This is a genomic window from Nocardia carnea (assembly GCF_029868325.1).
GTDB lineage: Bacteria > Actinomycetota > Actinomycetes > Mycobacteriales > Mycobacteriaceae > Nocardia > Nocardia carnea_C.
Window position 1 is genome coordinate 1 of sequence record NZ_JARWNW010000014.1, and the last position, 11,357, is coordinate 11,357.

General features: G+C 70.2%; 11 protein-coding genes and 2 pseudogenes. 5 read left to right on the plus strand and 8 right to left on the minus strand.

The annotated features are described in order from the left end of the window. A pseudogene (locus tag QH196_RS00210) lies at positions 1 to 135 on the plus strand (NAD(P)-binding domain-containing protein); the annotation flags it as partial. 21 nt (positions 136 to 156) lie between these two features. On the opposite strand, the pseudogene QH196_RS32425 reads toward QH196_RS00210, so the two are convergent. The 4 genes and pseudogenes from QH196_RS32425 to rimP form a co-directional block, all read right to left on the minus strand. Next, positions 157 to 492: pseudogene (locus tag QH196_RS32425) on the minus strand (translation initiation factor IF-2 N-terminal domain-containing protein); the annotation flags it as partial. A gap of 108 nt (positions 493 to 600) precedes the next feature. After that, the gene (locus QH196_RS00220) at positions 601 to 822 is read right to left on the minus strand and encodes a YlxR family protein (RefSeq protein ID WP_231507916.1); all 222 of its coding nucleotides are present in this window, start codon (positions 820 to 822) and stop codon (positions 601 to 603) included. 266 nt (positions 823 to 1,088) lie between these two features. Further along, positions 1,089 to 2,117, minus strand: coding sequence for a transcription termination factor NusA (gene nusA / locus QH196_RS00225; protein ID WP_280413712.1), 1,029 nt, complete (start codon positions 2,115 to 2,117; stop codon positions 1,089 to 1,091). Then, positions 2,114 to 2,737 carry a ribosome maturation factor RimP gene (gene rimP, locus QH196_RS00230; RefSeq protein WP_280413713.1) on the minus strand — a complete coding sequence of 208 codons (624 nt, stop codon included), beginning with the start codon at positions 2,735 to 2,737 and terminating at the stop codon, positions 2,114 to 2,116. The genes nusA and rimP overlap by 4 nt, the downstream gene beginning before the upstream one ends. Before the next feature lie 594 nt (positions 2,738 to 3,331). Here rimP and QH196_RS00235 point away from each other — a divergent pair. Both QH196_RS00235 and QH196_RS00240 read left to right on the plus strand, forming a co-directional pair. Next, complete coding sequence (locus tag QH196_RS00235) at positions 3,332 to 3,766, plus strand: hypothetical protein (RefSeq protein ID WP_432279400.1); 435 nt, start codon at positions 3,332 to 3,334, stop codon at positions 3,764 to 3,766. Beyond that, entirely contained in the window at positions 3,763 to 4,197 is a 435-nt protein-coding gene (locus tag QH196_RS00240; RefSeq protein ID WP_280413715.1) for a ferritin-like domain-containing protein, read from the plus strand. Before QH196_RS00235 ends, QH196_RS00240 begins: the two co-directional genes overlap by 4 nt. Positions 4,198 to 5,309: 1,112 nt before the next feature. Here the strand turns inward: QH196_RS00240 and QH196_RS00245 are convergent. From QH196_RS00245 to QH196_RS00255, 3 genes are all read right to left on the minus strand, one after another. Then, positions 5,310 to 7,196 carry a hypothetical protein gene (locus QH196_RS00245; RefSeq protein ID WP_280413716.1) on the minus strand — a complete coding sequence of 629 codons (1,887 nt, stop codon included), beginning with the start codon at positions 7,194 to 7,196 and terminating at the stop codon, positions 5,310 to 5,312. A 51-nt stretch (positions 7,197 to 7,247) separates the two neighbouring features. Then, positions 7,248 to 7,454, minus strand: a complete 207-nt coding sequence (locus QH196_RS00250) for a hypothetical protein (protein WP_280413717.1) — start codon at positions 7,452 to 7,454, stop codon at positions 7,248 to 7,250. 107 nt (positions 7,455 to 7,561) lie between these two features. After that, a complete protein-coding gene (locus tag QH196_RS00255; RefSeq protein ID WP_280413718.1) occupies positions 7,562 to 8,638 on the minus strand; it encodes an NAD(P)H-dependent amine dehydrogenase family protein in 1,077 nt (358 codons plus the stop codon). A 123-nt stretch (positions 8,639 to 8,761) separates the two neighbouring features. On the opposite strand from QH196_RS00255, the gene QH196_RS00260 reads away from it, so the two are divergent. Further along, complete coding sequence (locus QH196_RS00260; RefSeq protein ID WP_280413719.1) at positions 8,762 to 9,496, plus strand: glucose 1-dehydrogenase; 735 nt, start codon at positions 8,762 to 8,764, stop codon at positions 9,494 to 9,496. 156 nt (positions 9,497 to 9,652) lie between these two features. Here the strand turns inward: QH196_RS00260 and QH196_RS00265 are convergent, their stop codons facing one another. After that, on the minus strand, positions 9,653 to 10,285 hold the full coding sequence (locus QH196_RS00265; RefSeq protein WP_280413720.1) for a TetR/AcrR family transcriptional regulator: 633 nt from the start codon (positions 10,283 to 10,285) through the stop codon (positions 9,653 to 9,655). A 129-nt stretch (positions 10,286 to 10,414) separates the two neighbouring features. Between QH196_RS00265 and QH196_RS00270 the strand changes: the two genes are divergently transcribed. Next, on the plus strand, positions 10,415 to 11,257 hold the full coding sequence (locus tag QH196_RS00270; protein WP_280413721.1) for an SDR family NAD(P)-dependent oxidoreductase: 843 nt from the start codon (positions 10,415 to 10,417) through the stop codon (positions 11,255 to 11,257). Positions 11,258 to 11,357: the final 100 nt, after the last annotated feature.

Sequence of the window (11,357 nt, forward strand, 5' to 3'; positions counted from 1 at the left end):
TCCTCCACAGCGCGTGCCCAGATCGGGGTCACCGGCCTGGCGGTGATGGGCAGCAATATCGCCCGTAACTTCGCCAAGCACGGATACACCGTGGCCCTGCACAATCGCAGCGTCGCCAAAACCGACGCATTGCTCGCCGCGACACTCCACCAAGTACGGCCGGTCGGCCGGGTCGGGGGGCCGCGGGGGGGGGGGGGGGGGGCCCGGGGGTGCCAGTGGGGGGGGAACCACCGGGGGCAGGCGGGCCGCGGGTTTGGCGCCGGTCGCGGGACCGGGACGGGCCGACGACGGTTTGGTCCCGTTCGGCCTGTCGGATTTCGCCGGCGCGGATTTCGCCGCGAACGATTCGCGCAGCCGGCGCGCGACGGGTGCCTCCACCGTCGACGATGCCGACTTCACGAACTCGCCTTGCTCCTTGAGCTTCGCGAGTAGTTCTTTACTCGTGACACCGAGTTCTTTTGCCAACTCGTGCACGCGGGCCTTGCCTGCCACTGCTCTCCTCACTGAGAGGTCGAGCAGCGCCGCCCGCCTGCTGGCGGGGCCCCGCACGACCTCGGGTTAACTCCGATGGACGTTCATCGTTGGTACTTCACGGTGTGCTCATGAGTGCTCGTGCCTGTTCTCGAGGTGTTGCTCCAGGGCTGAGATATCCAGATTTCCGGACACTCGTAGTGCTCTGCCGATCGCTCGGCGCCGGACCGCAGTGCGCAGACAAGACGAAAAGGGGTGCAGCCAGGCACCCCGTCCGGGAAGTCTGCGCTGCGGGTCGGGAACGATCACGACGGCCTCTGCACCGTTGCCGGTGCCGAGCCCACGCGCCACGATCCGCAGCAGTTCGGCAGCCGGTTCGCGTTTCCGGCATCCGACGCACGTACGTACCGGATAGTCCGGGCGCCGGGGCGCCGCGGATTCACCACGTTCGTGGGCGGGAACCGAAGACTCGGACCGAACCTGACACCACTCTACCGCTGACCGGTCGGCAGTCTCCAACCCCGCCCCCGGCGACGGCGCCGCGGGCAGGTCGGCACGGCTTGCCCGCCGGTCCGGTGAACCTGCGGGCGCGGGGCGCGCCGGGCGCGGGGTACTGGTCAACGGCGCTGCGCCTCCGTCCGCACCGAACCACCGGAATCCGGTGCGGCATCACTGCGGATATCGATACGCCACCCGGTGAGCCGGGCGGCGAGCCGCGCGTTCTGGCCCTCTTTGCCGATGGCCAGCGACAGCTGGAAATCGGGCACGATCACCCGCGCCGCGCGGGCATCGGGATCGACAACTGTGACCGAAACCACCTTCGACGGCGACAACGCGTTGCCCACGAAGGTCGCCGGATCGTCGGCGTAGTCGATGATGTCGATCTTCTCGCCGGCCAGTTCGCTCATCACATTGCGCACCCGCTGCCCCATCGGGCCGATACAGGCACCCTTGGCATTCACTCCGGCCACCGTGGACCGGACCGCGATCTTGGACCGGTGCCCGGCCTCGCGGGCGACCGCCACGATCTCCACCGACCCGTCCGCGATCTCGGGCACCTCGAGCGCGAACAGCCGCCGCACCAGATTGGGATGGGTCCGCGAGAGGGTGATCTGCGGACCGCGGGGACCCCGGGACACGCCGACCACATAGCACTTGATCCGGTCGCCGTGGTCGTAGGTCTCCCCCGGCACCTGCTCGGCCGACGGAATCAGCCCCTCGGTGCCGTGCAGTTCGCTGCCGATCCGCACCACCACGGTGCCGCGGGCGTTGGCGCGCGCATCGCGCTGCACCACACCGCCGACGATATCGCCCTCGTGGGTGGAGAATTCGCCGAAGGATTTCTCGTTCTCCGCATCGCGTAACCGCTGCAGGACGACCTGCCGGGCGGTGGTGGCGGCGATGCGGCCGAAACCCTCGGGGGTGTCGTCCCATTCGGAGATCACCTGCCCCTCGGCGTCGAGTTCGGTGGCCAGCACCCGGACCAGCCCGGTGCGCTGATCGATCTCGACCCGGGCGTTGGGCTGATGCCCCTCGGTGTGCTTGTAGGCGGTCAGCAACGCGGATTCGATTGCGGAGATCACGGCTTCGATCGAGATCCCCTTATCCGCGACGATGGCGCGCAGGGCTTCGATTTCGATATTCATTCCATGGTCCCTTCGGTCGAATCGGACGCGTCGACGGTGGTGGCGGTGTGCTCCGCGGCGTCCGCTCCCGCGGGTGGGCGACCGGAGGCGACGCCTCCGGTCAGTTCCAGTTCACGTGCGCTGGGCGGGGCGAACTCGACCTCCACCACAGCGCGTTCGATATCCCCCAGTGCAGCGGTGACCAGCCGCGGTGCGCGTTTACCCCCCAGCACCAGCGCGATGCGGTCACCCTCGAGGGCACCGGCTCTGGCCTCGAACGTCGTCGGCAGGCCGGGCTCCGGTGGGGTCACCCCCGGCCGCAGCCGGACCCGGACCTTGCGGCCCCGTGCCCGGCGCCAGTGCCGGTCGGCGGTGAGCGGGCGGTCCACGCCCGGAGTGGTCACCTCGAGCAGGTACCGGGCCGCACCGAATTCGTCGTCCGCTTCGTCCAGCCGCGCCGAGACCTCGGAACTGAGTTCGGCAATACTGTCCAGATCCGCGGTGTCGTCGCTGTCCACGATCACCCGCACCCGGGTCTGTCCCGCCGCGGTGGAAACCTCGACTCCCTCGAGGTCGAATCCTCGACCGGCGACGAGTCCGGCGACGAGCCGGCTCACCCCTTCCTCGGTCGGCATCGGCATATGGGCAGCTCCTGGTTCAGTTGTTACGCGGACGGAAAGTTCTGTGCCGGTGACCTAGCGTAACGCGCCGCGAGAAGGTAAAGGACCAGCGGTCGGCGGTAAGTCCGCCGCCGGACAGCTGCCCGCAGCCGCGGGACGTGTGCAGCGCAGGCAGGACCACACCCGGCGCGGAGCGCCCGACCGCAGCCACACGACCGGCACGAAGGCGAAGATCTGTATGTCCACGCGCCGGCGCTGCTCGACCGGCACGACATTCCGCGCGCCCCCGGGCGCGGCGGGCCCGCGGCCGGATCACGACGGCGGCCGTCGCCGCCGAGCACTGCCGGGCGGCCACGCACCACGGCGCACAGCCCTCGGTCCCGCCCGGCCGGCCCCGCCGGGCAGCCGAGCGCCCGCGCACGACCGGAAGGCGGGCGGATGAGCCCATTCGGAGGCCCGGCACGAATCTGGCACGATGGTCCGGTGACCGAGCGTGTGACCGACCGGCCCGCGGCCGGGTTTCCTCGCGGACCTGCGAAAACCGGAGGCTTCAGCGTATCCCGCCGTTTCAGTCGCCGGACCGCGCTGCGCGTCGCCGGTGGCGCCACGGCCGGTCTGCTGATCGTGCCCGCGCTCGTTTCGTGCGCCGAGGACCCGATCACCGAACCGGATGTCCTGGCGGCCCAGGAGTTCTCGGCCCGCACCGATGCGGCCGCCGCGACCGCCGCCATCGCGATCGACCCCGCGCGCTCGGCCGCGCTGACCACCATCGCGAACGAACGCACCGCACATGCCGATGCCCTGCGCACCGAGATCGACCGGGCCGTCGGCGTGTACGGCGATGGCACCACACCGGCCGTGCAGACTCCGGCTCCGTCGACCACACCGGCACCCGCCACACCGCCGAGTATCGAGGCGTTGCGCGACCAGCTCGGCGCCTCCCAGCGCGCGGCCGCCGACCTGGCGGTCACCCAGTCCGGGTACCGCGCGGGACTGCTGGCGTCGATCAGCGCCGCATGCGCTGTACAGGTGGGGGTTCTGCTGGGATGAGCGGTACCGAACAGCAGGCGCTGGCCGATGCGCTCGGCGCCGAATACGCCGCGGTCTACGCTTACGGAATGATCGCGACCCACGCGGGCGCCGACCAGCAGCGGACGGTCGCGCAGTACACCGCCGCGCACCGCGCCCGCAGGGACGCAACGGTCGATATCCTGTCGGGCCGGCGGGGCACTGTACCGCCCCCCGAGGCGGCCTACACGATGCCGCTCGCGGTAACCGATCCGGATACCGCGGCGCAGCTGGCGATCGTCGTCGAAACCGATACCGCGGTGGCCTGGCGCGCGGTCGTGGAGCAGGCCGACACCGATATCACCCGCCGGATCGGGATCGAGGCGCTCACCGAGAGCGCGGGCCGGCTCGCGGTCTGGCGATCCGTCCGCGGTGCGGATCCGGCCACCACTGCTTTTCCGGGCCGGCCCTGAGCGACCGGGCCGCCCGGCCGGACCGGACGGCCCGGATCGGTCAGTCCACTCGGCCCGGCACGTGCCCCTCCGGCCGGGTCCGCGGGAAGGCGGTCCCGCCACCACGTCCCCGAGACCACGGCGGATTTCCCCGCGGTGGTCTTTCCTGCGGTGTCGGCAGACTCGGGAGACCGCCGGGAATACCTGGCATATGAGGCATCGGGTGGTGGGCCCCGGGGTTCCATGGGGTGGTCCCGGCTGCCTCGTTGCGGTCGGGCTCGGGGCTGCCGCCGGAGTGGCCGGGGGTCCACGGTGTCTGGCTCGGCGCGGCGGACGGCGGGCCTTCGCCGCGGTCCGCCGGCGCGATACCGGGCTGCCGCGCCGGGTCTGCCGCCGCAGCAGCCGCCCCGGGGGTCTCAGGTCCCGGGGCGGATTCGGTGCCCATCGGCCCGGTCGGCGTCGTGCCTGCCCGTTCGGAGCCCGGAACCACAGCCGGCCTCGGCCCGAGCGTCGCGGGCTCCCGCTCCTGCGCACCGGCGTCCCCCGGCGACGGCCGAGCGTCCGGGGTTCCGGCCTGCGTCGTGCCGGCCGAAACGTCCGGCCCGGCCGGTCTCGGCGGCCCGGACATATCGTCTCCGGCCGGAAGCCGGTCCGATGGATTTCGGTGCGGCCCTGCGGAAGCCCCCGGCGCCGGGCCGGTATCGGCGTCACCTGCGGTACGCCCCGGTAACTCGGGGGGCTGCGCCGCGAGCCGATCGGCACCGTCGGTATCGGCCTGTATCAAGAGCGCGATCGACTCCGCACCACCGGCGGCGGTACGGACATCGCGGCGCATCACCTCACCGGCGGATTCCCCCACCGCGCCGAGCCGGCTGGCCAGCTGGCCGGCGACCGAATCGACGGTCGCGCCGCCGGCACCGTGACCGCCGTCCTCGGTCATCGGTTCCCCTTCAGCGTTCGTCCCGGTTCAGCGTTCGTCCCGGCGGGCCGCCGGGAACCGGTCCGAGTACGTCGGCGATCGCACCCCGGCCGGTGGCGCCGTCCGGCCCGCCGCGGGTGCCCGGACGCCACCCACCACCGTGGCACGCCGTCCCTGTAGCGCCCTCGCCCGGGTATTGCCGCGGCTGGGAACATCATGTGTAGGACGCCACCCCGACCGGTCCGGTACCGAGGCACAGCGCCAGGCCCGGGGTCCGGCTCTGCACCAGCAGCGCCGACCCCTGTCCGACGATGCGTACGTAGACGGTGTGCATTCCCGCCCGAACCGGGACTTCGACCTTCTTCCCGGTTTCGAAACCCACCGTGATCGTCGCGTCCCGGTCGGCGAAGTAGTTGAGCTGGGCGGTCCATTCGTGGGCGATCATGGGGCCGTCCAGCGGGACCCGGACGGGCACGTGATCATCGACGCGGTGACCGCAACCGGGTACCGGGCCGGGGACGACGGCGCGGTTCCACCAGACCCGTGCGTCGGCGAATTCGCCGGTGTCGGTGATCATGCGCAGATGTTCGGTGGCGTCGGCGAAGGCGCCGGGCGGGGCGATCGGCGACAACACCCGGCTCGCCTCGTTCTGCGGGTAGGCGGTCGGGTTCAGCACGTTCCAGGGGACCTCCTGCTCCAGCAGCGGTATCCCGTCCCAGTGCGCGAACTCCGATTTCGCGGTGGTCACATAGTTTTCCGTCGGCCCCTCCGACCAGCTCCGGGTGAACGTGTACGTCGACCACAGACTGCTCGCCACGAAGACGACGACCGCCGCCGTCGCGGGGATCGGCCCGCGCCACCGGGCGCTGCGCCGGTCCTCGTTCGCCGTGACGGCCCGGCGCGGCCGGCGGGCGAAGGCGCGCAGCAGCAGTGCGCCGGCGATCGTGAGCACCACCGCGGCGTCGGCCAGGTAGCGCAGCGACATCATGAGTTCGTCGACGGTATTGGGTCCGGCGCGCATGAGCACGACCGGAATCTGCATCGCGGGGAGGTACACCACCGCCGCCACCCAGACCGGCCAGACCACCGGCCGGGCCCGGATCGTCGCGAGCACCGCCACCGCCAGTAGGCCCCCTGCCACCCAGATCGCCCAGTCGGGCGCCACCGCCCAGGGCGCGGACGGTATCCAGCGTTCCCAGCCCCAGGGCCCGCCGAGCAGGGCGGTCACCGCCCCGGTCCAGGCAGCCCGGGGCAGCGTCTGGGCCATATCGGCGGATCCGGCGTCACCGGCCGGCAACCCTGCCACCGCGAAATAGACCAGGCCCCAGATCAGCAGGACGGTCGCGGACCCGGCCCACAGGGCCCCACCCCGCCGCAGGACCGTACGGAAGGCGAACCCCCGGCCGTCGACATACCGGCGCAGGACCACCACCGCGAAGGCGACGAACGGCACGACGACCGCTTTTTCGAAGAACAGCAGCGCTACCGCCGCCACCACCACCCCGGAGATCGCGTACCGGCGGTGCCCCGTTCGGTCCAGCAGGACCGCATCCGCGGCGACCCAGGCAAGCGCGAACTGCAACGGCAGGGCATTGAGCGCGGCCGACCACCAGGCGAACGCGGGCAGGGTGAGCGGGCCGAACAGATAGAAGGCCAGCGGGATCAGCAGCGCCGGGCGCCGGCCGAGCAGTACCAGCAGCAGCCGCAGTACCGCGCCCGCGGCGGCCACCTGCAGCAGCAGCGATACCGCCGCGGCGGCCGACCAGTTCAGCGGGGCAACGGCGGTCACCAGCCACGAGACGGCGAAGGCCAGAGGCATGAAATGGCCGTCGTGGTCGTGTAGCAGAAGTTCGGCCGACCACAGCGAATAGCTACCGGCCCGGCCGGTGAGGATGAGATCGTCCCAGTAGAAGTAGCTGTTCGCGAGGACCCCGCCACGGACGATGAGCTGAAGCGCAATCAGGCAGAAGGCCGCACTGAGCACCATGTTTCCGGGCGACGATATCCACCGCCGCATATCTGCCGGTATCCGGCCGAATCGCACGGAAGAGATATCCGAGGCAGGGGGTCGCTGCGGTACGACGGCCGGAGCGCTTCCCATGGGCCCCCACCCTACAAGCGGACCGGCCCGCAGGCGGGCCGGTCCACCGGGCTACCGGTCGGTGCCGGCGTCCTCGGCGGCGGTGTCCACCCCGAGCTCTTCCACATCGATATCGTATTCGCTCAGGTCGACGGCATCGGTGCGTTCGTCCCCGATATCGAGCAACTGTGCGACGGCGTCGGAATCACCGTGCGCGGCACGCTCCCGCAGTTCGGTCAGGTTCGGCTCACGCGGGCCGGACCTGTCGGGCTCATACATTCAGCGCAACCTTCCTGGTGTCGGCGACGAGCCACCGGCTCGCCCCGGTATCCGAGCTTAGGCGCGGCGGTGGATCGCCGCCGAATCCGCCGGCCGGGCGTACCCCGTCACTCGGGCGCGGTGAGCCCGGGCCCGGTGTACATCGGCAGGTCACCGGTGGTCCGGATACCCGGTTCGGCCGCCACGACGGAAGGTATGGCGTTGACCACCCGGCCCACTCCGGCCAGGATCGCGGCGTAGTTGTGATCGCCCCGGCGGCTCGACGGACTGATATCGACGGCGTAGGAGGGCTCCCCGGTGATCTCCACCCGGTACGAACCTCCTGCTTGTGCGGGTCGCGCCCAGTCGGGTCGCAGATCGTCGCGCAGGCGGGTGATGTGTTCGACGACGATGGCGGGCTGCCCGCCGACCCAGCCGGTGATCTCGAACCGCAGCGCCGCCTGGCTTCCCGCGGGCACCTCCCCCACCGCGATCCGGAAGTTCTCGGGTGCGGGTTCGCGTTCATAGGTTTCGGTGATCTCGTCGATCCGGACGCCGAGCCCGGCGGCCAGCGCCCGCATCCCCGCGCCCCAGGCGATACCGAGTACGCCGGGTTGCAGCAGCATGGGGGTCTCGTCGAGGGGTTTGCCGAATCCCATCACATCGAACATGACGGTGGACCCGTCGTAGGTGGCGTAGTCCGCGATCTCGAGGCAGCGCACCTGTTCCACCCGCTGACAGGTGGAGGCCAGCGCGAAGGGAACCAGATCGTTGACGAACCCGGGGTCGACGCCGTTGACGAAAACGCTGGCGCCCCCGGCAGTGGCCGCCGACTCGACGGCCGCGAACAGTTTGTCCGGCAGTGTTCCCCACGGGTACATGAGCAGGCCCGGCGCCGTCCCGACCACGTTCACACCGGCCGACAGGATCCGCGCGATATCGCCCATCGCCTCCACCAGCCGGGTATCGCCCATCGCGCAGTACACCGCGCAGTCCGGGCGGGTGGCCAGCAAGTCGCCGATATCGGCGACGGCCGTGACCCCGGTGACGACGTCCAGACCGGCCAGCTCTCCGGCATCCCGGCCGACCTTCTCCGGCGTCGACACCCCCACACCGACAAGTTCGAACCGTGGGTCGGTGATGAGTTGGGTCAGGGCGATCCGACCGGCATTTCCGGTGCCGACGAGGACGACGCGAAGGGCCATGGATTCTCCTACCTACGAGCGGCGAGACGGCGAAAATACGGTTCCACCGCGGTATTCCAGCCCTGAGCACTTTACCGGAACAGTGTCTGGAATGGGTTCCAGTTTCATGGTAGCGTCACCGGCATGGGACGTGTAGACGGCAAAGTCGCCCTGATCAGCGGGGGCGCACGGGGTATGGGCGCCGCTCATGCGAAGCTGCTGGTGGCCGAGGGCGCACAGGTGGTCATCGGGGACGTTCTGCACGAGGAGGGCAAGGCCCTGGCCGACGAAATCGGCCCCGCCGCCCGCTACGTCCCGCTCGACGTCACCGAACCCGGCCAGTGGGATACCGCCGTCGCCACCGCCACCGCCGAATTCGGCAAGCTGGACGTGCTCGTGAACAATGCGGGCATCGTCAACGGAGCGCCGCTGCAGAAGTTGTCACTGGAGAAGTTCCGCGCCGTTCTCGACGTGAACCTGGTCGGCACCTTCCTCGGGATGCGTGCCGCCGTCGAACCGATGATCGCCGCGGGCGGCGGCTCGATCATCAACGTTTCCTCCATCGAAGGTCTGCGCGGTGCGCCCTTCGCACATGGTTACGTGGCGTCGAAATGGGGCGTACGCGGCCTCGCCAAATCGGCGGCACTCGAACTGGCCCCGCACAATATCCGGGTCAACTCGGTACACCCCGGCCTGATCCGCACCCCGATGACCGAGGGCATCCCCGACGATCTGGTGACGATCCCGCTCGGCCGCCCGGCGGAATCGGCCGAGGTCGCCACGTTCATCCTGTTCCTGGCCGGCGACGAATCCTCCTATGCCACCGGCAGCGAATTCGTCGTGGACGGTGGGCTCGTCACCGGGGTGCCGCACAAGTAGGCCCGGGCACGCCCTGCCTGCGGGGCCGGCACGAAAGCCCACTCGGCCCCGTCGCCCGTCGAGCCCATCATCCAGCGCCGGGACCGTGGTACACGCCGAATCTCCGCCGAGCAGCCGTACCGGGCGTTGTGACCTGCCGGCAGCCGACCGGGTCGCTCAGTCCCCAAAAGCTGCCAAGAACGTTGTCGCCGCCGCTACGGCGACAGTGTCCACTTCGCTGTCGGGCAGCGGTTCGATGCCGAACTGGTACCGCGCCGGAAGCGCGCCGGTGAGCAACCCGGCCCACTGCGCAGCCGCCAGGTCCGGATCGTCGAGCCGTAGCACACCGGCCAGCGCGAGCCGGGCGAATCGGTCGGCCAGCGCGCGCAGAACCTGGCCGGACACCTCGTCGACGATTTCGGTGAGTTCCGGAAATTGCCCGGCCTCGGCGCACACCAGGCGCCGCAGCGCGCGCGATTCGGGACTGCAATAGCACCGGACCAGATCACCCCCGGCGGCGCGGAGAGTCGCCGCGATATCCGCACCAGGCTCGGCAATACGCTCGACGACAGCCAGATTCGCCTGCCGCGCTGCTTCCGACAGCGCCCGCACCGCATGCCGGAACACTTGTTCCTTATCACCGAAGTGGCTGTACACGGTCGCTTTGGCGACTCCCGCCTCGGCGGCGATCTGATCCATCCGGGTTTGCGCGTATCCGGTGCGCGCGAAAACGGAGAATGCCGCGGCGAGGATCGCCTGCTGTTTGTCGACGCGGCCACGTGGGCGCGCGGGAATTCCGGCGGAAGTCACGCGCCAATACTAGACCCGATCGGATTGCTTTCCAGACCCACTGGTGCAACCTTCCTCTACCGTTCTAGACTCAAGAGTCTAGAAACCGAGTCGGCTCGGTAGAGTCGGCAGCACCGAATGGGAGCTTGCATGAAGACCGTGGTAATCACCGGCGGAACGGACGGCATAGGCCGATCCCTCGCCCTCACGCACCTCGAACGCGGCGAACAGGTGGTGATCATCGGGCGGAGCGCGGACAAGGCACGCACGATCATCGACGCGGCCGCCCAGCTCGACGCCGCCGATCGCATCGAATTCCTGCGCGCCGACCTCGGCCTCGTTACCGAGAACCACCGCGTACTAGAACGATTGCGAGCCGCCTACCCTGTCGTCGACACACTCGTTCTCGGTGCCCGCTTCTACCGGTCGACCCGGAGCGTGACACCGGAAGGCTTCGAAGCCTCCTTCGCGCTGTTCTATCTGAGCCGCCACCTGCTGACCTACGGATTGGCCGAGAGTCTGGGCCGGGCGGAAACTCCGGTGATCCTGGACCTGTCCGGCCCGGGGGGCGACCTCTCCCGAATCCGGTGGAACGACCTGCAATTCACGGAATCCTACGATCCCGACGCGGTAATGCATCAGTGCGGCAAACTGAGCGACCTGCTCGCCGTCGCGTTCACCGACGACCATCCGCACAGCACTATCCGCTACCTACTGTTACATCCCGGACTCACCGCCACCGGTTTCACCGGCGATTACTCCGCCGCCGACCGGGCCCTCGTCGACGATATGCGCCGGCGGGGTCAACCGGCCGAAGCCGCGACCGCCCGCATCATGCGCCATCTGGACAACCCACCGGCGGTGCCGCTATCGGCGTATATGCAGGACAACGCCGTCGACACCGGCAGTGCGGCATTCGACCGCGGGGCGGCCCGGCGACTGCGGGATCACACCCGCGCACTACTCACCGCGGCCGGACCGGCAAACGGCTGAGTGAACGCGGGCGTGATCGACTCACCCGGCGCGGGGGGGGGCCCCCCCGGGGGGGGCGGGGGGGGGGGGGGGGGGGGGGGGGGGGGGGGGGGGGGGGGGG

What these genes read in the sequence shown, in the direction of transcription:
- nusA (WP_280413712.1), bottom strand. Translation starts at nt 2,117, where the DNA reads ATGAATATCGAAATCGAAGCCCTGCGCGCCATCGTCGCGGATAAGGGG.
- rimP (WP_280413713.1), bottom strand. Translation starts at nt 2,737, where the DNA reads ATGCCGATGCCGACCGAGGAAGGGGTGAGCCGGCTCGTCGCCGGACTC.
- QH196_RS00240 (WP_280413715.1), top strand. Translation starts at nt 3,763, where the DNA reads ATGAGCGGTACCGAACAGCAGGCGCTGGCCGATGCGCTCGGCGCCGAA.
- QH196_RS00245 (WP_280413716.1), bottom strand. Translation starts at nt 7,196, where the DNA reads ATGGGAAGCGCTCCGGCCGTCGTACCGCAGCGACCCCCTGCCTCGGAT.
- QH196_RS00250 (WP_280413717.1), bottom strand. Translation starts at nt 7,454, where the DNA reads ATGTATGAGCCCGACAGGTCCGGCCCGCGTGAGCCGAACCTGACCGAA.
- QH196_RS00255 (WP_280413718.1), bottom strand. Translation starts at nt 8,638, where the DNA reads ATGGCCCTTCGCGTCGTCCTCGTCGGCACCGGAAATGCCGGTCGGATC.
- QH196_RS00260 (WP_280413719.1), top strand. Translation starts at nt 8,762, where the DNA reads ATGGGACGTGTAGACGGCAAAGTCGCCCTGATCAGCGGGGGCGCACGG.
- QH196_RS00270 (WP_280413721.1), top strand. Translation starts at nt 10,415, where the DNA reads ATGAAGACCGTGGTAATCACCGGCGGAACGGACGGCATAGGCCGATCC.